Origin of the sequence: Magnetovibrio blakemorei (genome assembly GCF_001746755.1) — a bacterium.
Taxonomy (GTDB): domain Bacteria; phylum Pseudomonadota; class Alphaproteobacteria; order Rhodospirillales; family Magnetovibrionaceae; genus Magnetovibrio; species Magnetovibrio blakemorei.
Map to the genome: position 1 here is coordinate 98,206 of NZ_MCGG01000078.1, position 22,739 is coordinate 120,944.

The window sequence follows — 22,739 nt, forward strand, 5'->3', positions numbered from 1 at the left end:
TTCCCCTCACGCGCCGCCCGTGGCCGCAAGGGCCGCGAGCGCATGATTGTGGAGCGCCTGTAAAGCGTCTTGGATGTTCACCCGCGCCTGGGCCGCATTGTGCCAAGCGCGTAAGGCATCCGCCTCAACGCCGCCAATGGGGGTTAACGCCGCCACCGCCGTTTTCAGATCTTTTTTGTCCAAAGCCTGATCCGCAATGGCCAAGGCGCGTTCGACTGGATCGTCGATGCGGGCCGGATCGGTTTGACGCACGGACACCAGATTGGACATGGCACGTTGAACCTCACCCCACCAGCCGGGCGCTGCGATTGACTGTGAACCTTCATCACCGTACCCGCGACGCCGTTGAACTGTTCGCTCAAGGTGTCTTGTGTGGGCACGCCCACGTCGCCATAAGCGCGCAAAATGTCGAGGGCGGCAGCCACCACCGGGTCTTTACCGCCGATGCGCTCCAGCGCGTCAAGCGCGGTGGAAAACGGTTGCGCGCTTTCGGCTTGGGTTGCCAATTGGGTCACCGACAGCACCAAGGCCTGGGCCGAAGCGCTGGGGTCTGCCACCCCGCGCGGCGCACTTTCCAGGCGTTTGATGCGGGCGTTTAAAGCCTTAACTTCATCGCGCAACTCCGCGATCACTTGGGCAAGTTTGCCCGATGTATCGTCTTTGGTGATTTTGTTCGCGACGGACGACGTGGCCTTCAGCTGATCTTCCAGCGCGTCCATGCGTTCGTTCAAGCGACGTTCAAATAGTGTCGAAACCGCCATCACGGGCAAGGCGTCGCTGCTCTGTTGTGCCGGCTCAGTGACGGCAGGTGCATTGGGTTTGTCCGCACCGATAAAATCGGCAGCGCTTTGGGGCGCAAATTGGGGCGCGGCCGGCGTCGCGTTTTGATCGACGGGCGGTGTTGGCTTTGCCAGCGATAAATCGGTCGGCGCGTATTGGGGTTCCAATGCGGGAGCAGACGCGGGACTGGATGCGGGTGCGGGCGGACGTTTTTCTGTTTGACGGGCTTCGGACGGCAAGGTCGGCTGGGTCGGGCGCGATTGCAGGCCCAACATGGTTTGCGCCTTTTGCAGCATCGGCGTCACGGTTGAGCCGATATAAGGCCACGCGGCATAGGTGCCGCCGCCCGCCAGCAAGGCAAAAGCCAAAAACCACACCAAACCAGCGCCGCCGGGCTTATCTTGGCGATCTTGCTTGGCAGGATTTGACGACAAGTTTGCCGCGGCCAACTCTTCCATATTCAAGACCTCGGCGTCCGGATTTTTGTGTTCGTTGTCGGTCATGGGCAGATCGAGTCCCCAAAATGGTGCAAGAAATGGCGCAAAATATAAAGGTATGGGTCTATAGAGATAAGGTCTATCACATGTTGAGCAATGCCAAAAGAGAAGCTTGATCGGGCTTTACCGCGATCCGAATATCTTTCCACTTCAGCGCGCGCACGTTTTGCGCTACCGGGTCGCTGAGACAAAATGCGGTTATACCTGTGAGATGCGCAGCCAGACCCGCCTTGTCAACCAAGGCGGCGAACGCCGCCCCGGTGCGCGGCGAAAACAGCAACACACCGTCCAGGGTGCCCTCTAACATTTCCGTGCGCACAATTTCGGGCAAAACATCCGCTTTTACGGCCTCGTACAAAACTTCGCGGCGATACACAAAGCCTTCGGCTTCCAGCAAGCCTGCCAGATCCCCCGCCACTTTGGTGCTGGCGGGATGCAACAGGGGGCCTTGTTTCGGGTCCAAGATCTTGATCACCAAAGCGGCCAAGGCCTCCACGTCCCCCGCCGCACTTTTCACCGTCTCAAAACCCAGTGCCAAGGCTTCGCGCGCGGTGGCATCGCCGACACACAACGCCGGTACGTCGCGTACGGCTGAGCGCGCCGCAAAGGCCCGCGCCCCATTGGCCGAGGTCAGCACCAAAGCCTGTACATCCGCCATTTCCAGCTCGACCCCGCCGAGAATGCGGATGTCCAAAAGCGGCGCCAAAACGCCCTCGTGGCCTTGGCTTTTGAGAGCCGCCAAAAGGGATTTTGCATCCTCAGCGGGACGGGTCACCAAGACGCGCATGGGCGGAACCCTCAATCTTGTCCGGATGTTTTCAGCGGTGCCGTGGTTGGGGACGCGTCAAACGCCGTGGTGACCAAGAAATCCGGGCCGATTTTGGCTTTTAACTCAAGCCCCGCGTCGTGTCCCATAATTTGGGCATCCGCTTCCGTGGCCGGGCCGGTGCGGGTGACTTCGTGAACTTCCGAGCCGTCGGGCTTGGCCACCAGGCCGTGAAATTTCAGCGTCGTTGCAGTATCGTACCAGGCATGCGCCGCGATGGGGGTGCGGCACGATCCGTCCAACACTGCCAAAAACGCCCGCTCTGCGGTCACCCGGATCACCGTTTCGACATGATTTAACGCCGCCAGATAGCGATTGGCGTTTTCATCGTTTTCCATGCACGTGATGCCGATGGCCCCTTGGCCCACGGCGGGGATGAAGTCTTCAGGGTCCAGCGATTGGGTGATGTGTGCGTCCATGCCCAAGCGGTTCAGCCCAGCGGTGGCCAACATGGTGGCGTCCACATCGCCGTCTGCCAATTTTTTCAGCCGTGTTTGCACGGTGCCGCGAAAGGTGACGACTTTTAAATCCGGGCGCCGCGCCATGATTTGCGATTGGCGGCGCAAGGACGCAGAACCGACGACGGCCCCTTGGGGCAAATCCCACAGGCTTTTGCTGGTCAAGGAAATGAACGCATCGCGCACGTCTTCGCGTTTCAACATGCACGGCAAATGAATGCCGTCTGGCAAATAGGTCGGCACGTCTTTCATCGAATGCACGGCAATGTCAATGTCGCCCGCCAGCATCGCGTCATCGATTTCCTTGGTGAACAAGCCTTTGCCGCCGATTTCCATCAAGGCGCGGTCTTGGACTTTGTCGCCGGTGGTTTTGATGACAACGATCTCGATCGCGCCGTCTTTCGCCAGTTCGGGAAAAGCGGCTTTTAAGTTGTCGCGGGTTTCATAGGCTTGCGCCAACGCCAAGGGGCTACCACGGGTACCGATACGAAATGGGGTCACAGACATATTGATTTGGTCCTTAAGACAGAAATGATCGTTTTTGAGGCGTGCAATAAAGTGCCGTCCTAGAGTAAAGTCCCTCGCACACGAAACAAAGGGTTTTAAGAGACTTTATACATGATCGTTTTGGGCATCGAAACCAGTTGTGATGAAACGGCCGCCTCTGTGATCCGGGTGAACGACTCAGATCTCAACAGCGGCGGTGAAATTTTGTCCGATGTGGTGCTGTCGCAAATCGAGGCGCACCGCCCCTTTGGCGGCATTGTCCCCGAAGTGGCCGCCCGCGCCCACTTGGAAAGCGCTGATCTGGTTGTTGAACAGGCCATGAGCGAAGCGGGTTTGCGTTTTGATCAACTGGACGCGGTCGCCGCCACCGGCGGACCGGGACTGATCGGCGGCGTCATCGTCGGCGTGATGACCGCCAAGGCCATCGCCGTCGCCCACAATTTGCCGTTTATAGCGGTCAACCATTTGGAAGGCCACGCGTTGACCGCACGGCTCACCGACAATGTGGCCTTTCCTTATTTGTTGCTGTTGGTGTCGGGCGGTCACAGCCAGCTTTTGATTGTGCACGGCGTCGGCACCTATACCCGCCTGGGCACCACCATTGACGATGCAGTCGGCGAAGCGTTCGACAAATCGGCCAAACTTTTGGGCCTGGGTTATCCGGGTGGTCCGCCTTTGGAAGCCGCCGCCAAGTTGGGCGATGCCAAGCGGTTTCCTTTGCCCCGACCGCTGCGCGGCAAGCCGGGCTGTCATTTTTCCTTTTCCGGGCTCAAAGCCGCCGTCAAGCGCACTATTGATGCGCTGCCGCCGGGTGATCTTTTACCCCAAGACGTCTGTGATATGGCCGCCAGTTTTCAAGCCGCCGTGGCCGATGTGATGGCGGAGCGCACCCGCAATGCCTTGCGTGAATTTCGCACACAATGCCCCGACGGCACCACTTTGGTGGTGGCGGGCGGCGTCGCCGCCAATCAAGCTTTGCGCGCCAAGTTGGAAAAATTGGTCAAAGCAGAAGGCTTTATTTTGGCTGCCCCACCGCTCAAACACTGTACCGACAACGGCGCGATGATCGCGTGGGCCGGGATCGAACGGCTGCGGCTGGGACAAACCGACAGCCTTGAGTTTGCCCCCCGGCCGCGTTGGCCGCTAGACCCCGATGCGCCAAAGGCAGAAGGCGCTGGCGTCAAAGCCTAAAATTATCACCGCGCTCTTGTACCCCGCGCCCAGAGCGGGCATATAGGTTTAACCCCTTCAGGTCCGAGACAGAGGAAATCACTGTGCACACCATCGGTATTATTGGAGCAGGCGCGTGGGGCACGGCCCTGGCAACCGCCGTCAGGCGCGCGGGACCAGAGGTTATTCTTCAAGCCCATGAGGCCGAAGTCGCCCAAGCGATTAACACGAGTCGAGAAAACGCCTCGTTTTTGCCCAGCGTCACCTTGGACCCCGGCATTCACGCCACCCAAGACATTGGGGAAACGGTGCAAACGGACGCCGTTCTGCTGGTGGCCCCGGCGCAATTTTTGCGCGCCGTGTGTGAAGCCGCCAAACCGTTTTGGAAGCCTGGCACCCCTGCCATCATCTGCGCCAAGGGCATTGAACAGGGCAGCTACAAATTGATGTCTGACGTGGTGGATGAAACCTTGGGCGATTTGGCCCCCATCGCGGTTTTATCGGGTCCCACCTTCGCCATCGAAGTGGCCCGCGATATGCCCACCGCCGTGACGCTCGCTTGCGTTGATGAAAAATTAGGTCAACGATTGTGCGAAAACTTATCAAGCCGCTGTTTTCGCCCGTATTATTCTTATGACGTGATCGGGGCACAGTTGGGCGGCGCGGTCAAGAACGTGATGGCCATTGCGTGCGGCATCGTTCAAGGCCGGGGCATGGGCGACAACGCCCGCGCCGCGTTGATCACCCGCGGATTGGCGGAAATCTCCCGTTTGGGCGAAACATTGGGGGCCGATGAGCACACCCTCATGGGCTTGTCCGGGTTGGGTGACTTGACGCTGACCTGCAACGCCATGCAATCGCGGAATTTCTCCCTAGGGGTCCAATTGGGACAAGGTCGATCACTTGATGCTATTTTGGCGGAACGCACTTCGGTGACGGAGGGTGTTTTCACCGCCGCCGCGGTGACCGAACTGGCAAGACGGCTACAGGTCGACATGCCCATCTGCCTGGCCGTCGATGGCGTGCTCAATCACGGAGTCGATTTGGATGCCATCATCAAGGGCCTGCTCTCTCGCCCCCTCAACATCGAATAATCTTAGTTAAGGATATCTTAATAATGCTCTTCGCCATCTTTTGTACCGACAAAAAGGACCATTTGCAGGTCCGTCAAGACAATCGCCCGGCCCATGTTGAGCACCTGAAAGCCATCGGCGCGCAGCTGATTTTCGCCGGCCCGACGTTAGCTGATGACAATGAGTCCATGAATGGCAGCTTGATTGTGGTCGATTTCGACACCCGCGCCGAAGTCGATGCCTTTGTGCAACGAGACCCTTACGGCCAGGCCGGTTTGTTTGAAAGCGTGGTCGTGCGACCGTGGAAAAAAGTGCTTCCGCAAGGCCCTGCCTGATGCGCAGGGATTCTGTCCGTTTTAAGCGGGATGCGAGATTTTAGATTTTGTTAGGATACCGAAACGTGGCCTATTGGTTGATCAAATCTGAACCAAACAGCTGGTCCTGGGACGATCAGGTCCGCGTCGGCACCGAGCCTTGGACCGGCGTGCGCAATCATCAAGCGGCCAAATACATGAATGCCATGACACGCGGCGACCGGATCTTCTTTTATCATTCCGTTCAGCAAAAGAGCATCGTCGGCGTGGTCGAAGTGGCGAGGACTGCCTACCCCGATCCCACCGACGACAGCCATCGATTTGTGTGCGTGGACGTGAAAGCTGTTTCGGCTGTACAACAACCTGTGTCCTTAAGCGCCATCAAATCCAATCCGAAGCTGGAGCACATGCCGCTGCTGCGCCAGTCGCGTCTTTCGGTTTGTCCGGTCACCGAAGAAGAGTGGGACGAGATTTTGCACATGGCCCACGGATTGGCCCCTCAAACTTCTTCGGGGCGTCCCGCATGACAGCCGATCATTCCCCATCCACGCCCCTGTGCCGCCTTGAGGACATTCCCGATAATGGTTCTGCTGGGTTTGTCGTCCCTGTCAATGGCGAAATGGCCCGTCTACTGGCTGTTCGAAGAGGCTCAATTGTTTATCTTTATATAAATTCCTGCCCGCACACCCATGCGCCGCTGGATTTTACGCCGGGGCAGTTTTTAAACCTCGAAAAAACGTTGATTATGTGTTCAAGCCACGGAGCGCTGTTTCGCATTGAAGATGGTCACTGTGTTCAGGGGCCGTGCGCGGGCAATCATTTGACCAAAGTTGCGTGCTCGGTGCGCAACGATGAGGTTTGGTTGGACTAAAAAAGAGCTTCAAAGCCGTTTTCTTGACTTGCGTCGGCATTTGAATTCCTCAATAATATTTTTACGCTGCACTGCACAATGCATAGCGTATTGTGCCGTCGGCAGAGCGAGCGGACTTAATCACGCCCAAAACCAAAGCTGCACGCCACCCGGCGCGACGGTAGGGGAAGATTAAGAATACCCAAAACAGACCTCACCCAGGGAGGGGCTTTAGAATATGACTGATTCCCACGTTTTTCCGGTACCCGAGCAACTTGCCAAAGAAGCTTGGGCCGATAACGCCAAGTATCTCGAAATGTACCAGCGCTCCATCGAGGACGCCGAAGGGTTTTGGGGCGAACAAGGCAAGCGCCTTGATTGGATCAAGCCGTATACGCAAGTTAAAGACGTCAACTTCAACATTCCCGGCGTATCCATCAAATGGTTCGCTGACGGCACCTTGAACACGTCTGTAAACTGCATCGACCGTCACTTGCCCAAACGCGCCAATCAAACGGCGATCATTTGGGAAGGCGATGATCCGGCGGATTCCAAAAACATCACCTATCAAGAATTACACGATGAAGTGTGCAAGCTGGCCAATGCGATGAAGGCGCGCGGCGTGAAAAAGGGCGATATCGTTACCCTTTATATGCCGATGATCCCCGAAGCCGCCTATGCCATGCTGGCGTGCACGCGCATCGGCGCCATCCACTCCATCGTTTTTGGCGGTTTTTCGCCAGACGCCCTGGCCGGACGCATCAAAGGTGCGGAATCCAACTGCGTCATCACCGCCGATGAAGGCCTGCGCGGCAAAAAGGGCATTCCGTTGAAAGCCAACGTGGATGCGGCGCTCAAAGGCTGCCCGTCGGTCGAAACCGTCTTTGTGGTGAAACGCACCGGCGGAACGATCAATTGGGTCGATGGCCGCGACATTTGGTACGATCAAGCCGTCGCGGGTGAGCCCACCACGTGTGAGCCGGAAGAAATGAACGCCGAAGACCCCATGTTCATTTTGTACACATCGGGTTCCACCGGCGCGCCGAAGGGTGTTCTCCACACCACGGGCGGCTATTTGGTCTATGCGTCCATGACCCATCAATACGTTTTTGATTATCACGAAGGCGATGTGTATTGGTGCACCGCGGACGTGGGTTGGGTCACCGGCCACAGCTACATCGTTTACGGTCCGCTGGCCAACGGCGCCACCACGTTGATGTTTGAAGGCGTGCCCAACTATCCCGACACGTCGCGGTTCTGGCAGGTGTGCGACAAGCACAAAGTCACCATCTTCTACACCGCGCCCACGGCGATCCGTGCCTTGATGCGCGATGGCGATGGTCCGGTCCAAAAGACCTCTCGTAAGTCATTGCGTTTGCTGGGGTCGGTGGGTGAACCCATCAACCCCGAAGCGTGGATGTGGTATTACAACGTGGTTGGCGAAGGGCGTTGCCCGATCGTCGACACCTGGTGGCAGACCGAAACCGGGGGCATTTTGATTACCCCCTTGCCCGGTGCAACGGCGCTGAAACCCGGTTCCGCCACCCGTCCGTTCTTTGGCGTTCAGCCGCAAATCGTCGACAGTGAAGGCGTCCCTCTGGAAGGGGCGACGGAAGGAAACCTCTGCATCACCGACAGCTGGCCCGGTCAGATGCGCACCGTGTTTGGCGATCACGACCGCTTTGAACAGACCTACTTTTCGACCTATCCCGGCAAGTACTTCACCGGCGACGGCTGTCGTCGTGATGAAGACGGCTATTACTGGATCACCGGGCGCGTCGATGACGTGATCAACGTGTCCGGTCACCGCATGGGCACCGCCGAAGTCGAAAGCGCTTTGGTTGCCCATGAAAAAGTCGCCGAAGCCGCCGTGGTCGGTGCGCCCCATGACATCAAGGGCCAGGGCATCTATGTCTATGTCACCTTGAATGCCGGGATTGAACCCACCGATGAGCTCAAAAAAGAACTCGTCACCTGGGTGCGCAAAGAAATCGGCCCCATCGCTTCACCCGATTGGCTGCAATGGGCGCCAGGTCTGCCCAAAACCCGTTCCGGGAAAATCATGCGCCGCATTTTGCGCAAGATTGCCGAAAACGAGTTTGGCTCCTTGGGCGACACCTCCACATTGGCCGATCCTTCGGTGGTCGATGACTTGATCGACAACCGCCAAAACCGCTAAGCTTACGCAGCCTAGCGGATACGGCGAAAACAATGAAACGGCGGGGTCGTAAAACCCCGCCGTTTTTTTACGTTAAAAAATATTGTGAAATCGCAACAAAATATGAAAATGGCCTGTTCAGAGCAAATATATAATGCGCTCAACGGGTCTCCAGCTGGCGGTAATGATCAAAAATCCACGCACCGACCATTTTTTTCCCAATCACCAAAACGAGTCGGATCGGGTCCGTCACGTCCGCCAATTTCTTTCGGTTTTTCAACGGATTGAGGCTTTGATTCGCCATCACAACAGGTGCTGTCTGGGGCCGTTTCCGGGTCTTTAGCGACGCCATCTGGCGCTTTGGTTTCAGAGGTATCGGCGCGGTTCGTTTTGGGATCGATCATAAAAATGGCGTTCCTTGGGGTTACGCGCGGCGGCGGCGGGAGACCATCCTTTTTGAGGTGGCGTGAACACGTTTCAGTGTAACCCAGCCGTTGCTCGTGGTATAGGGGGGACGCACCAGATGGCTTTCGAGCTACTATTACATGACCCCTTTTGACGAGCGCCCCCGTTTATGCCCCGTACCGCTGCCCTCCATCTTCTTGATGCCGTTATCAATCACAAACTGCTGCTGGACGACGCCCTGGTGCAGACGCCCAGCTTTGGCAAACTGGAACAGCGCGACCGGGCCCTGGCGCAACAGATCACCCGCACCGTTTTGCGCCATCTGGGCGAAATCAACTTCATCATTTCGTCTTTTTTGGACAAACCCATGGGCAAAAAGGGCGTGGGTGCGCTCAATGTCATGCGCATCGGCCTGGCTCAACTGCTGATGCTTGAAATTGCCGACCATGCGGCCCTGGATACCGCGGTTGATCTGTGTCGCGGCGGTGACTTGGCGCCATACCGAAAATTGGTCAACGCCATTTTGCGCCGCGCCCAGCGCGAAGGCGCGGCATTGCTCGCTACCCAAGACGCGGCGCAACTCAATACGCCCGCGTGGTTGTGGCAAAGTTGGGTGACGGCCTACGGCGAAGACACCGCGCGCGCCATCGCCGACCAGCATCTGATCGAAGCGCCGCTCGACATCACCCCAAAGGGCGATTTGGCCGAATGGGCGGACGAGCTGAAAGCCGAGCTGATGCCCACCGGTACCCTGCGCCTTTATGGCCATAAGGGCGCCATCACCGAGTTGCCCGGATTTGCGGAAGGGGCTTGGTGGATCCAAGACATCGCCGCCAGCCTGCCGGCCCGACTGCTCGGCGACGTGCGCGATTTGGACGTCATCGATTTGTGCGCCGCGCCCGGTGGCAAAACCATGGAATTGGCCGCCGCAGGCGCACGGGTCACCGCCGTGGATCGATCTGAAAAACGCCTCAAAAGAGTCGCTGAAAATTTAAAGCGTACCCACCTTCAGGCCAAATTGATCACCGCCGACGCGCTTGAATGGCGTCCCGACTTTTTGGCCGATGCGGTGTTGCTTGACGCACCGTGTTCCGCCACCGGAACGGCGCGACGCCATCCCGACGTTATCCAGCTGAAACAGCCCGGCGACGTCGCCAAACTGGCCGCCTTGCAAGGCCGTTTGCTACGCGCCGCCATCGAAATGGTGCGTCCCGGCGGTTTGATTGTGTTTTGCACCTGTTCCCTGCAGCCCGAAGAAGGGGCGGCGCAAATTCATGCCTTGCTCAAAGACAACGATTTGGTGCGCCTCGACCCTCTGCAACCGTCCGAAGCGGGCACGCTGACGGAGATCGTCACGGCGGATGGGTTTTTGCGCACTTTGCCGTGTCATCTGGGCGCACAAGGCGGCATGGACGGCTTTTTCGCCGCGCGCCTGCGCCGCCGATAAGACTCAGATAGCTTGTTGGGCGGCTATGTGCGCGCCCTGCACGGAACGGTTTAGAATGTTGCGTTTACGTGTCGAATCGCTCTTCGCGCACAGTGGTATCGCCTCATAGCCTCTCAGGTGCTCTGAGCGGGTGGAAATTACCCCCTGAATCGAAGGCCTTAAGGACCATCAATGCGGATCCTTGCTCGACCGGATCGAAACTGATACCCCTCATCTTATGCGCAACACAAACGAACCCCGTTCAACGCCTTTATTTTCCCCGCCCAAACCCCCGGCACCCTCTGATGCGTCCGGGGCCAAACGGGAGGAGCATCCTGGAATGCGCGGTGGGTTTCAGTCCTCCTTGGTGTACCGTCTTTTGTTGCTGGGGCCCGCACCGAAACGCCTGCGTTTCCCTGTGCCGCAGTTGTGGCCGGGAAATCCCGATGTTGGACGCGCCCTGATTCAAGGCGTCTTCAGTCATGAAGACGAAAGCCACACCTTAACGGCTGCCGATGCCTTGCCCGCCGCTTCCGCCGCTTGGACGGCTTGGTTTCACGGCCTCGGCTGGCTCAATGACCTGTCCGCTTTGGGCGGCGGCGAAGCGCCTTATTTCGCCCGCGAATGGTTGTCGGTGTGGATGACTGCCAACGCCAAATGGAACGCCCGTGCGTGGGCACCCGACGTGACGGCGGAACGGCTCATCAACATTTGCCAAAACTGGACTTTTTTGATGCGCGACGACGGCTGCGGCGGTCTTGAAAAACGGTTGCACCGCCAAGCGGGCCGGGATGCACGCCATCTGTTTCACAGTCTGCCCCCGGCCAACTGTGGATATGTGCGCTTTCATGCCCTCAAAGGCCAAGTTTATGGCGCTTTTGCCCTATTGGGCGGTGAAGGGCGCATGAACCGCACGCTGCAACGCTTGGCCGACGACATTCAAAACCAAATTTTGCCCGACGGCGGGCATGTGGAGCGCAACCCCGAACGTCTGGCCGACATGTTAAAGGATTTGTTGGAACTGAAGGTTTTGCTCAGCACCGCCACCGGCGACGTGCCCCGCTTTTTGCAAAACGCCATTGACCGGGTGGCCCCGATGCTGCGCGCCTTGCGTCATCCCGACGGCGGCCTGGCGCTTTTTAATGGCGGATTGGAAGGCAACCGAACGGTTCTCGATCTGATTTTGGCGCAAACCGATTCCACCGCCAAGGCCCCGTTCAATGGCCCCCACGCAGGCTTTCAACGCGCCGGGGCCGGGGCGCTGTACGGGATTATGGATTGCGGTCAGCCCACCAAAATCGGCAAAGCACAGCACGCCGGCGCGCTCAGTTTTGAGCTCAGCTCGGGCAAGCATCGCATCATCGTCAATTGCGGGTCACGATCCGGAACCAGCGATCCGTGGCGCACGGCATTAGCGGCGACGGCGGCGCATTCGACCCTCACCGTCAACGACACGTCTTTAGCCGCATTCGCCTTGAACGGGGCTTTGCGCAGCGGCCCCGAACACGTTACCTGTACGCGCAATGACATCGATGAAGGCACCTTGATCGAGGCCAGCCATGACGGTTATATGCCTTCCTTTGGCCTGCTTCATCAACGCGCGCTGTTCATCGCATCTCATGGCACCGATGTGCGGGGCGAAGACCGTTTGATCGGCACCGGCGGCAATCAGTACACGTTGCGCTTTCACCTCCACCCCAACGTCAAGGCCTCTCTGCTCGGTGACGGTCACGGCGTGTTGCTGCGTGTCGGCGGCAAGGAAGTCTGGCGGTTTCGCACCTCAGCCGATCAAATGGCGCTGGAATCCAGCGTCTATCTGGGCCACAAAGGGGAACATCGACGGACCGAGCAAATCGTCATTTCCGGGCCCCTGTCGGGCAACGGCGTATTGATCAAGTGGGCGCTCAGCCGCGACGATCACTAATTATGGGCTAGGCAAGCGGGCTTTCATTCAGGAATTTTTATGCACAAACTCAGTGTCGTTATCCCGTGCTACAACGAAGAAAAGACCCTTGCCGCCGTGGTTGCCAAGGTGCTCAGCGCCGACACGGCGGGTCTTGAGCTTGAAGTGATCATCGTTGACGACTGTTCTTCCGACGGGTCCGCCGCCATCGCCCAAGATCTGAGCCATGCCGATCCGCGTCTGCGGGTGCACAGCCACGCCACAAACCAGGGCAAAGGCGCCGCGCTGCGCACCGGCTTTGCAGCGGCCAGCGGCGATTTGGTAATCGTTCAAGATGCCGATCAAGAATACGACCCCGCCGACTACGTCAAACTGCTTGGCCCCATCCTGGACGGCACGGCGGATGTGGTGTACGGATCGCGGTTTTTGGAACGCGATGCCACCGAAGTGCATTTTCTGCTTCACGGTCTCGCCAATCGCTTTTTGACGTCGCTCTCAAACCTAATGACGGGCCTCAAACTCACCGATATGGAGACCTGTTACAAACTTGTGCCCAAGGCTTTGTTGGAGCGTCTCACCATCACCGAGAACCGCTTTGGCATTGAGCCCGAAATTACCGCCAAGCTGGCTCACATGTTACCCAAGCCGCGCATTGTTGAGGTCGCCATATCCTACGTTAATCGATCTTACGATGACGGTAAAAAAATCGGCTGGAAAGATGGCATCAGCACCATCCGCTGTATTTTCAAGTTCAGTTTAATGCGTTGAGCTCTGGTGCGATGCGATCACGACGCGTAAAAGGGCTGCACCGCCTACGCGATGGTGTGATACGCTCCGGCCACAGTTTATTCTTCATGGATACGATTTCTGCCCAGGTACTTTAATTCATGGCCCTTTTACCCAAAACCTTTCACCTCTCGACCCGAAACATGATTGCTTTTGGCCACGATATCATCATGGCGGCATTGTCGTTCGGCATATCGATGGCCTTGCGGTTGGGCGATCTCGGCAACCCTTTGCGCGACACCGTGCTGCTCAGCGGCACGGCGGCTTTTACCGCCACCGCAGCGGTGGTTTTTTTAAGCCTGCGCATGTACCGCGGCATTTGGCGCTATGCGTCCACCACCGATCTGGTGACCTTGGCCAAGGCGGTCAGCATCCTCATCTTGATCTTTTCCTTCGAGATGTTCTTTTTCTTTCGTCACGAAGGCCTGCCGCGCTCGGTTCCCATCATCAACTGGTTTGTTTTGCTGGCGATGCTGGGGGGGCCGCGATTCCTCTATCGCATGATCAAAGACCGCCGCTATGGCTGGCATTTGGATCTCAGCGCGACCCCTAAAATTCCCGTACTGCTGGTCGGCGCAGGCGATGAAGCGGAATTGTTCATTCGCGATGCCGCCCGCTCGAAAACCGCATCCTATCGGCCAATGGGCATCATCGCCGAATCCTCCAACCGGGTTGGACGACACATTCACGGTGTTGAAGTCTTGGGCACCCTGACGGACATCAAACAGGTCCTCACGGGGCTGAATGGTGAAAACCGTCCGCGCCGTCTGGTCCTCACCAAGGACACCCTCAAAGGTTCAAGCGTGCGTGAGTTGCTGGAATTGGCGCAAAACTTTGGCATGACCATGGCGCGCATGCCCCGGGTTGACGATCTGCAATCGGATGGTGAGAACCAAGAGCTGCGCATCCGGCCCATCGCCATTGAAGACCTGCTGGGTCGCCCGCAACAGCCGCTCGATCGCGACGCCATGACCGCGCTGGCCCAAAACAAACGCATTTTGATCACCGGGGCGGGCGGCTCCATTGGCTCCGAGCTGGTGCGCCAGCTGGCCGAAATTGGCCCCAAAGAATTGGTGCTGGTGGAAAATTCCGAATTTGCCTTGTACCTGGTTGATCGTGAACTGGCCGAACGGCACCCCGCCTTGACCCGTCACGCGGTGATCGCCGATGTGCGCGACCGCACCCGCATCGACCAAGTGTTTGCCCACTACAAACCCGAATTGGTGTTCCACGCGGCAGCCCTGAAGCACGTGCCGTTGGTCGAAGACAATGTCTTTGAAGGCATGCGCACCAACGCCATCGGCACCCGCAACGTCGCCGATGCCTGCGTCGCCGCGGGCGTTGATGTGATGGTGATGATTTCCACTGACAAGGCGGTCAACCCCACCAACATCATGGGAGCCACCAAGCGCATTGCCGAAACCTATGTTCAGGCGCTCGATCTCAAACGCGGTGCAGACAACGGCACCCGTTTTGTCACCGTGCGCTTCGGCAATGTGTTGGGTTCCACCGGATCGGTGGTGCCGTTGTTTCAAAAACAGTTGCAAGCGGGCGGACCCTTGACCGTCACCCATCCCGACATGACGCGCTATTTCATGACCATCCGCGAAGCCGTCGAGTTGGTCCTGCAGGCCTCCGCGCTTGGGGCGTCAAATCACGCCAGCAATGGCAAACTGTTTGTCCTGGATATGGGTGAACCGGTGAAAATCGTCGATTTGGCGCGCCAGATGATCCGTCTGGCGGGCTATGTGCCCGACCAAGACATTCAAATTCAATTCACCGGAACACGCCCCGGCGAAAAGCTGTTTGAAGAAATTTTTCATGGCGCAGAACCGCTGGTGCCAACCAAGGCGCCTGGCGTGTTGCTGGCCTCGCCGCGCACCCAAGACGTCGATCAGGTGCGCGCCACCCTGGACGCGTTGGACACAGCCGCACGTGCCGAAGATCGGGATGGATTGCTGCTCAACATTGCCAAATTGGTGCCCGAATACGCGCCACCCCCCGCCGTTCAAGACTTAAGCCCACCTGCTTAATTGCCCGATCCGAGATTATCCGATCCGAAGCTGGCCTTGCAGGCCGAGGACTGCTATATGGCAAACAGCTTCAAACTTTCACTCACCACTCATAAGGGACCCGCCACATGTCCGAACCCATCCGCCGCGTGCTGCTTTCCGTTTCCGACAAAACAGGCATCGTCGAATTTGCCCGTTTTCTGGCCGACCAGGGCGCGCAAGTGCTGTCCACCGGCGGCACCGCGAAGATGCTCAGCGACGCCGGGGTTCCGGTGACGGAAGTGTCCGAACACACGGGCTTTCCCGAAATCATGGATGGCCGGGTGAAAACCTTGCAGCCGTCCATTCACGGCGGCCTGCTGGCGGTGCGCGACAATGCCGAGCACATCAAAGCCATGGAAGAGCACAACATTCAGCCCATCGATTTGCTGTGCGTGAACCTCTATCCGTTTGAAGCGACTTTGGCGGGGGGAGCCGAATATGACGATTGCGTCGAAAACATCGACATCGGCGGCCCGGCGATGATCCGCGCGGCGGCGAAAAATCATGGCGACGTAACGGTGGTGGTCGAACCCGAAGATTACCAGTTGGTGATGGACGAAATGAAAGCGCATTCCGGCTCAACCACGCTGAAGACCCGCAAATTCCTGGCCCAGCGCGCCTATGCCCGCACCGCCGCCTACGATGCCGCCATTTCCACCTGGCTGGCCGACGAAACCGATCAAATCTGGCCCAAACGTTTAACCTTTGCCGGTGAAATCAAACAGACCATGCGTTACGGCGAAAACCCCCACCAGGCGGCGGCGTTTTACGTCAACGGCGATCCCCGTCCGGGCGTCGCCAGCGCCACCCAATTGCAGGGCAAGGAACTCAGCTACAACAACCTGAACGACACCGATGCGGCGTTTGAACTGGTGGCGGAATTTTCCGACACGGCTTGCGCCATCATCAAGCACGCCAACCCGTGCGGTGTGGCGGTGGGCAAAACCTTGCTGGAAGCCTACAACAACGCCTACATCTGTGACACCGAAAGCGCGTTCGGCGGCATCGTCGCCTTGAATCGCACCTTGGACGGCGCCACGGCGGAAGAAATCGTCAAAATCTTCACCGAAGTCATCATTGCACCCGATATCGACGAAGACGCGCTGAAAATCCTGGCGGGCAAAAAAAATCTCCGTGTACTCACCACCGGGGCCATGCCCGATCCCACACTGGGCGGGCGCACCGTCAAAATGTTGGCCGGCGGCTTGCTGGTACAGGGCCGCGACAACGCACTTATAGAAGAGTTGAAAGTCGTCACCGACAAAGCCCCCACCGACGCCCAGATGGCCGACATGAAATTCGCCTACACGGTCGGCAAGCACATCAAATCCAACGCCATTGTGTATTGCAAAGACGGCCGCACGGTGGGCATCGGCGCGGGCCAGATGAGCCGCGTCAATTCATGTCGCATCGCTGCGTTCCGTGCTGAACAAGCCGCCAAGGCCCAAGGCGCGGATCAAAGCTGGGCCATTGGCTCGGTGGTCGCGTCGGACGCCTTTTTCCCGTTCGCCGACGGCTTGTTGGAAGCGGTCGAAGCAGGCGCCGTGGCCGCCATCCAACCGGGCGGCTCCATGCGCGACAACGAAGTCATCGAAGCCGCCAACAAAGCGGGCATCAGTATGGTGTTTACGGGCATGCGTCACTTCCGTCACTGATTTTGCGTTTTTAAAATCCCGTTTTGAATTTCTGTCACCCCCGGACTTGATCCGGGGGTCCACATCTTTGCGCGACCATAATGGGGTCAGGTCCGCACCCCAGAACCCAAAACTCCGAACGGCGAACGCCCTTCAGCGAAATTCAAACAACAGATTAAAAACCGCCGGATTGAGCGCGGAAGGCGGCGGCGGAAACGGTTGGGAGCGGCGCAGAACCTCGGCCGCCATACGGTCAAGCACGGGCACACCGCTGGAAACGGCGACCTCCGTTCCCAGCAAGGCGCCATTGGCTGCGATGGAGAAGCGCATTTTCACCGCGCCTGGTTTACGCGCCGTCGCGGGTTTGTGATGAAGGATATGTTTCCACACCAATTCGGCGTAGCGTTTCAATTCTGCATCTCGTGCCGCAAGGCGCGCCTGTTCAGCCTGCTGAACGTCCAAAACGGTAACAGAGTCCGCTGGGGCTGGTGCTTGAGCGATCGGCACGGGGCGTGGTTTAGGCGGCACCTGTTCTGGTTTCGGTTTAGGATCAGGTACCGGATCAGGTTTGGGTTCGGGTTCAGGTTCGGGTGTCGGTAACGGTTCGACGATAGGTTTTGGTGGTTCAGGTAACGGTAACGGTTCGACTGCCGGTTTTAGAGGCTCAGGCTCAGGCTCAGGCTCAGGCTCAGGCTCGGGCTCAGGCAAAGGCGCTGCCTGGGCTAGAGAGACGATTTCCATGAACATCACCGTGTCTTCGTCTCGCCCGCCCGTTTCCGGGGGCGTACCGAGCAGATAGGCAAAAATCAACCCATGCAATGCGAGTGAGGTGGCCATAGCCAGCCACCTCACTCCATCTCGCTGCCTGCTAAAGTGCGCCTCCAACATGGCACGTGCACCCGATCTAGAACTTCACCGATGCGCCGATGACGTACGAGCGCCCTTCTCCGAACACGTTGTAGCCCCAATTTTTACCACTATCGGCCAGATCCGCGCCGCCCAATGGCAGGTGGTAGAGCTTATCGAATACGTTCTCCACCCCGGCGTTGAGCGAGATGTTGTTCCACTCATAGCCCGTGCGGATGTGCATCAAACCGTAGGCTGGCGTTTCGATTTCATTGCGGTTGTAAGCAACCTTGGTCTTGGCCGCAACACCTTCAAACTCGACGGCATTGCTCCAACCACCCAAGGTGTGCTCCAAAGCCAAACGTCCGTGCAGGGGCATAATGTTGTAAAGATCGGCGTTGGTATCGGTATTGACGCCCTCCACAAAACCCACGGACGCTTTGATGACACCACGACCGTAACTGGAATCGTCCCAGGCCTCCATATCACCCGCGACATCTAAGCCATACAGACGGGCATCGTGATTGGCCAACTGCAACTTGATGAACGTGTTGGTCGCCGTTTGACCCGTACGGCGGTCGGCGTCGATATAGTCTTTCACCAAGGTGAAGTGCGGAGTAATTTTCACCGCCCAAGCTTTGCGGGCGGGATCGTGCCAATCGGCGCTGAAGCTGAAGGTATGAGCGACTTCCGGCTTGAGGTTAATATCGCCGATGTAACCGTTACCATCACCGAACCAGTTGTTCATATTCATGGCCATTGCCCCGGTGGACCACGTGTAGCGTTCGTGCAGGTTGGGCGAACGGGTCTTGCGGGCTACTCCGGCCTCATACGTGCTGGACGTGTCAGCTTCATAACGCACAAGCGCGCTCCAGTCGAAGTTGGCATCGGTTTTTTTGCGGTTCAGCGCGTTGAAGTTGGCCACATCGGTGGCATAGGTCACACCTGTGTTATAGCCTTGCACGTCGCCCGTATTCATCCACACCATGTCATTGCGCACGCCCACCAACGTCGTCAATTGCGGGTTCCACTCGGCTTCCCATTCGGCGAAGGTGCCCAAGCGGTCGCGCTGACCATCTTCAATGTTCCAGAAATCGTTGGGCGACATCATCCCCGAACCGACTGAAGGCCACCAATCATCCAGACGGAAATGGTTGAATTCGTTGCCGATGCGCAATGTGTCGCGATCAGAAAGCGGGATTTCCCCATTGACCGAATAGCCCCACTCGAGCGACTCCGTATTCATGGGCATACCCGAACCCTTGAGGCTGTCGATGAAGTTCATTTCGTGCGTGGTGCTGCGCACATAGGTGCGTCCTTTCAAGGTGCCCCAGCCGAATTCTCCCTCGTAACGACCATTGGCGAAATCCGATACGTTGCCGGTCAAATCCATGCGCTGATTGGGAAAGCCTTCGTAAGGAATGGACTGTCTTCCGCCCTCAACGATGAGCAGATGGCCGTTCTTCTCTACGGCGGCGGTGAGAGCATGATTTTTAACCATATACTCACTGGTCAACACCGGTTCGCCTGTGCCGCCACGGTGGTAATCACCCGCATGCGTCCAGGACCCGTTATACCCGATGCTGAAGTTTTCCGTCGCCACGGCCACATCGCCAGAAGCTGACAAGCTGTGGCTACTGCTGCGGTATGACGTCGACAAGCGCCCCTGGGTGTGTAGACCCTCGCCCATCGCCGCAAAGATGGGTTTGGCCTTTTCCACATTGATGGAACCGGCGATGCTGTCGCCACCCGCACTGACAGGGGTAACGCCTGCGAACACTTCGACCTTCGCCACATCGTTGGGATCGGCGTAAGACAAGGTTGGATTCATATGATTGGGACACGCCGATGCAGCCGGTATGCCGTCGATGGTCGTCTTGATGCGATCATCGGCCAAACCTCGAATCACAGGCAAACTGGATACGCCACCCGCAGAATAAAGGCTTACGCCCGCCACGTCCTTAAGCAATTTGGCGGTATCGCTTGTAGAAAGCCGCTTGGGCGCGATGTCCACTTCTTTGAGGGTGGTTTTGCTCCCCTGGACACTGTCGTTGTTCTCATCCGTCGCTTCAACATCGACCGTAACGGATGGCAGATCGGTAGCCGACTGGGCGACAGCGGTTCTTGCGCTGACGCCCGACAACATGGACGCGGCCAGCAACACCGGAACGAGCGCCGTGGTGGAAGCGAGCGCCCTGCGCCCGCTACCGTTAAACGATAACAATTTCATGATCTTCTCCAAAACATAACATGCATGCGAAACGGCACGGGCCGCAGCCCGTTGCGCGTTTTAAAGCGTTAAACTGTGTTATGAGGAGAAAGCAGGAGGGGCGCGCGGGCCATGGGTAACCAGGCGCGCAAAAGCGGGAAGGTTTTCATCCGCAAGCGAAAAAAATGATACAAGAAAAACACTACGGCCCATCTGCACGGCCGGAAGTTGCGGCGCCAGAGCCACACCGGACAAGGTGCAGTGGTATACACACAGGTCATGTGCGTTGGTGCCGCCGACAGGGTTTCCGTTGGAAGTCGTCGAAGATTGGAAAACAGTTGAGCAGGTATCGGCAGCGGTGAATAAACCGTTAGAAGCAATAGCTGCCGCTTCCAAAGCCGACACGCCGGAAGAAGCCGGGACAAACGCAGGCGCCGCCATCGCCACACCGTGGCCGAGCGACAAGACCAACGTCAGCAGCCATATGGCCGCCCGTCTGCCCCAATCCTTACGGATTGCTCCCAACATCCTAAACCCTCCGAACCCCATAAAATTCAGGACAAGCAATACCAGAGTATTGCATATCGTCAACTTAAAATGACTACATTCACATTTCACACATCCAATATATGACGCGTGAGGACGCGTGCTGCTGAGTCGGCACCCTCCCCTCTGTAATCCAGATGGCTGACTTAGCGCTCGCACGATTGGTAGGCATATCAACTCCAATGTCATTAATTATATTACCAAATCGCGAATGACCGGGTCTGACCCGGTCATATCATGTGGGGATATGAATTGGGATTTCGGCCCACCTCTCTCCTCCGTCCCCCCGGGCGTGAGTCGAGGGTCCACGTTTTTGCACAACCACAATGGGACTGAATTCCTTACCCCAAAACAAACATCTTTTCGCGGCGGAACCATTTGGCAGCGAGAGCGAAAATCAGGCCCGCGCTGATCACAGTGGACAAGGTCGCGATCACGACGTGGAGCGGGTCGAGCGCTTGCCCCGCCACCAGTTGGTTGATCAACAGCATTTGCCCCAGCACCGGAATACCCGCCGTCAAATCGGTCGGATTGAGCGGTGAAAACACCATCACCATGCCGGGCAAGGCCGGGATCAACGGCAACAGGCCCAAATAAATCTGCGCTTCTTTCATGGATTTGGTGATCACCGCCAAGGCCATTTGCAGGGCCACCGCAAACGCCATCAGCGGTATGGCGATCAAAAACACCTGGGCGAACACCTCCCACCCCGGCGGAGCCGCCAAGCGATCGGATGAGGCCACCGCCATGCCCATAAAAACCCGAAAGGCGGCCAAGTTCACGACTGTTGTGACCGCCGTGAACGCCAGCGCCGCCAAGGCTTTCGCCAACAGCAAACCGCCCCGCTCCATGGGCGCCAACAACAACGGTTCCAACGAGCCGCGTTCGCGCTCGCCCACCGTGGTGTCGATGGCCAAATGCACGCCGCCCAAAAAAATCATAAAGATCACCAGCGGCGGCATCATGTTGTAGAAAAACACCGCAATGTTGGCGTCTTGGGCGACGTTGGTTTGGGTGATTTTGATGGGCGCACCATAACCTTCGGCTAGGCCCGCTTTTTTCGCCAATTCATCGGCAATTTTTTCATTGTAGGCATTGATCAACGCGCGCAAACGCGACGTCACACGCAGGTTATCCACCCGGCCCAGGTTGGTTATAAGTTCAACGGAAAAACGCTCTTGGCCCTTGGCCGACAGCGGCACGATCATCACCACTGGAAGACGGCCTTGACGGACCGCGTCTTCACGTTCCGCCGGGGTAGCAGGGGCGGTGCGAAAGCGCACGTTTTTGTCTTGCAGATAGGCCGCCAAGGCGGGTGCGTTTTCCAGACCGATGACCGGAATTTCGATGTGCTGTTGACGAAAATCCCCTTGCAGGGTTTTGCTCGCCAAAAACAGGCCGCCCGCCACCAACAACGGTCCCAGCATGGGATAGATCAGCGCCAACAGCAACGAACGACGATCACGGCTGTGGTCCCGCACCTCTTTGCCAAACACGATGCCCACGCGGGTGAACCAGGTTGAGGTCATGACCCAGAGGCTCCTGAGCTGTCCAACACCCGCACAAACACCTCTTCCAAATCATCGGCCCCCGTTTGGGCGCGCAATTCATCAGGCGTGCCGCTGGCCACCGCCCGGCCCGCTTGGACAATCACCAAATGATCGCAGAGCAGTGAGACCTCGCTCATGATATGGCTGGAAATCAGAATGCAGTGACCCAAAGCCTTCATATCGGCGATCAAATGGCGCACCGCGCGGGAACTCATCACATCCAGACCGTTGGTGGGTTCGTCTAAAATCAGATTGCGCGGGCGATGCACCAGGGCCCGGCCCAGCGCCACTTTGAGCTCTTGGCCCCGCGAAAAGCCCTTGGCCAGACGGTCGGCAAACTCCGTCATGCCCAAACGCTGGATCAAATCATCAATGTCGGCTTCCAGCGCCGCCCCTTCGCCGCCGTGCAAGCGGCCAAAATAGCGGATGTGTTCGCGCGCGGTCAGACGCGGATACAAACCCCGCACGTCGGGCAACACGCCCAATTGGCGCTGCGCCGCCATGCGCTCAGAGGCCGCGTCGATGCCGTCCACCCGGGCGCCGCCCGAATCTGGGGACAGCAATCCATAAACGATGCGAAAGGCGGTGGTCTTGCCCGCCCCGTTTGGCCCGATCAAGCCCGTCACCCGACCGTCAGCCGCACAAAAGCTCAGATCGTTTAAGGCCTGGACATCGCCGAACCGTTTGCTCAGGTTTTCAATCTCAATCATAAGCCAAAGCTTATGGCATTTTGAGTTTCGATGCACG

21 protein-coding genes are annotated in these 22,739 nt (G+C 57.8%); 12 read left to right on the forward strand and 9 right to left on the reverse strand.

From position 1 onward, the window contains the following. Positions 1-6: 6 nt before the first annotated feature. The 4 genes from BEN30_RS18460 to hemC all read right to left on the reverse strand — a co-directional run bounded on the left by BEN30_RS18460 (position 7) and on the right by hemC (position 3,068). A complete protein-coding gene (locus BEN30_RS18460) occupies positions 7-183 on the reverse strand; it encodes a hypothetical protein (RefSeq protein WP_170827104.1) in 177 nt (58 codons plus the stop codon). Beyond that, positions 165-1,283 (reverse strand): COG4223 family protein, encoded by a 1,119-nt coding sequence (locus BEN30_RS16675; RefSeq protein ID WP_069959431.1) that lies wholly within the window; start codon positions 1,281-1,283, stop codon positions 165-167. Before BEN30_RS16675 ends, BEN30_RS18460 begins: the two co-directional genes overlap by 19 nt. A 76-nt stretch (positions 1,284-1,359) precedes the next feature. Further along, a complete protein-coding gene (locus BEN30_RS16680) occupies positions 1,360-2,064 on the reverse strand; it encodes a uroporphyrinogen-III synthase (RefSeq protein ID WP_069959432.1) in 705 nt (234 codons plus the stop codon). Between the two features lie 11 nt (positions 2,065-2,075). Next, positions 2,076-3,068 (reverse strand): hydroxymethylbilane synthase, encoded by a 993-nt coding sequence (hemC, locus tag BEN30_RS16685; RefSeq protein ID WP_069959433.1) that lies wholly within the window; start codon positions 3,066-3,068, stop codon positions 2,076-2,078. 111 nt (positions 3,069-3,179) lie between these two features. Between hemC and tsaD the strand changes: the two genes are divergently transcribed. The 6 genes from tsaD (at position 3,180) to acs (ending at position 8,654) form a co-directional block, all read left to right on the forward strand. Next, a complete protein-coding gene (gene tsaD, locus BEN30_RS16690; protein WP_069959434.1) occupies positions 3,180-4,259 on the forward strand; it encodes a tRNA (adenosine(37)-N6)-threonylcarbamoyltransferase complex transferase subunit TsaD in 1,080 nt (359 codons plus the stop codon). 83 nt (positions 4,260-4,342) lie between these two features. After that, on the forward strand, positions 4,343-5,332 hold the full coding sequence (locus tag BEN30_RS16695; RefSeq protein WP_139135103.1) for an NAD(P)H-dependent glycerol-3-phosphate dehydrogenase: 990 nt from the start codon (positions 4,343-4,345) through the stop codon (positions 5,330-5,332). 23 nt (positions 5,333-5,355) lie between these two features. Beyond that, positions 5,356-5,646 carry a YciI family protein gene (locus BEN30_RS16700; RefSeq protein WP_069959435.1) on the forward strand — a complete coding sequence of 97 codons (291 nt, stop codon included), beginning with the start codon at positions 5,356-5,358 and terminating at the stop codon, positions 5,644-5,646. 65 nt (positions 5,647-5,711) lie between these two features. Further along, entirely contained in the window at positions 5,712-6,152 is a 441-nt protein-coding gene (locus tag BEN30_RS16705; protein WP_069959436.1) for an EVE domain-containing protein, read from the forward strand. Next, on the forward strand, positions 6,149-6,496 hold the full coding sequence (locus BEN30_RS16710) for a Rieske (2Fe-2S) protein (RefSeq protein WP_069959437.1): 348 nt from the start codon (positions 6,149-6,151) through the stop codon (positions 6,494-6,496). The genes BEN30_RS16705 and BEN30_RS16710 overlap by 4 nt, the downstream gene beginning before the upstream one ends. A gap of 217 nt (positions 6,497-6,713) precedes the next feature. Next, a complete protein-coding gene (gene acs / locus BEN30_RS16715; RefSeq protein ID WP_069959438.1) occupies positions 6,714-8,654 on the forward strand; it encodes an acetate--CoA ligase in 1,941 nt (646 codons plus the stop codon). A 167-nt stretch (positions 8,655-8,821) separates the two neighbouring features. Here the strand turns inward: acs and BEN30_RS18895 are convergent, their stop codons facing one another. Beyond that, a complete protein-coding gene (locus BEN30_RS18895; protein ID WP_069959439.1) occupies positions 8,822-9,037 on the reverse strand; it encodes a DUF1674 domain-containing protein in 216 nt (71 codons plus the stop codon). Between the two features lie 170 nt (positions 9,038-9,207). Here BEN30_RS18895 and BEN30_RS16725 point away from each other — a divergent pair, with 170 nt between their 5' ends. From BEN30_RS16725 to purH, 5 genes are all read left to right on the forward strand, one after another. Then, on the forward strand, positions 9,208-10,485 hold the full coding sequence (locus tag BEN30_RS16725; protein WP_069959440.1) for an RsmB/NOP family class I SAM-dependent RNA methyltransferase: 1,278 nt from the start codon (positions 9,208-9,210) through the stop codon (positions 10,483-10,485). Between the two features lie 319 nt (positions 10,486-10,804). After that, positions 10,805-12,388 (forward strand): heparinase II/III family protein, encoded by a 1,584-nt coding sequence (locus BEN30_RS16730; protein ID WP_069959489.1) that lies wholly within the window; start codon positions 10,805-10,807, stop codon positions 12,386-12,388. Positions 12,389-12,427: 39 nt separating this feature from the next. Next, positions 12,428-13,135, forward strand: a complete 708-nt coding sequence (locus BEN30_RS16735) for a glycosyltransferase family 2 protein (protein ID WP_069959441.1) — start codon at positions 12,428-12,430, stop codon at positions 13,133-13,135. Between the two features lie 119 nt (positions 13,136-13,254). After that, on the forward strand, positions 13,255-15,186 hold the full coding sequence (locus BEN30_RS16740; RefSeq protein ID WP_139135104.1) for a polysaccharide biosynthesis protein: 1,932 nt from the start codon (positions 13,255-13,257) through the stop codon (positions 15,184-15,186). Between the two features lie 107 nt (positions 15,187-15,293). Further along, positions 15,294-16,862, forward strand: coding sequence for a bifunctional phosphoribosylaminoimidazolecarboxamide formyltransferase/IMP cyclohydrolase (purH, locus tag BEN30_RS16745; RefSeq protein ID WP_069959443.1), 1,569 nt, complete (start codon positions 15,294-15,296; stop codon positions 16,860-16,862). A 132-nt stretch (positions 16,863-16,994) separates the two neighbouring features. Here purH and BEN30_RS16750 read toward each other — a convergent pair whose 3' ends face one another. Together BEN30_RS16750 and BEN30_RS16755 are read right to left on the reverse strand one after the other, a co-directional pair. Next, positions 16,995-17,678, reverse strand: a complete 684-nt coding sequence (locus tag BEN30_RS16750) for an energy transducer TonB (protein WP_069959444.1) — start codon at positions 17,676-17,678, stop codon at positions 16,995-16,997. Between the two features lie 67 nt (positions 17,679-17,745). Continuing rightward, entirely contained in the window at positions 17,746-19,917 is a 2,172-nt protein-coding gene (locus tag BEN30_RS16755; RefSeq protein WP_084005670.1) for a TonB-dependent receptor, read from the reverse strand. Between the two features lie 289 nt (positions 19,918-20,206). On the opposite strand from BEN30_RS16755, the gene BEN30_RS18470 reads away from it, so the two are divergent. Next, a complete protein-coding gene (locus BEN30_RS18470; protein ID WP_139135105.1) occupies positions 20,207-20,497 on the forward strand; it encodes a hypothetical protein in 291 nt (96 codons plus the stop codon). Positions 20,498-20,783: 286 nt separating this feature from the next. Here BEN30_RS18470 and BEN30_RS16765 read toward each other — a convergent pair whose 3' ends face one another. Then, the gene (locus BEN30_RS16765; protein WP_069959446.1) at positions 20,784-21,971 is read right to left on the reverse strand and encodes an ABC transporter permease; all 1,188 of its coding nucleotides are present in this window, start codon (positions 21,969-21,971) and stop codon (positions 20,784-20,786) included. Then, a complete protein-coding gene (locus BEN30_RS16770; RefSeq protein ID WP_069959447.1) occupies positions 21,968-22,702 on the reverse strand; it encodes an ABC transporter ATP-binding protein in 735 nt (244 codons plus the stop codon). Before BEN30_RS16770 ends, BEN30_RS16765 begins: the two co-directional genes overlap by 4 nt. Positions 22,703-22,739 lie beyond the last annotated feature (37 nt).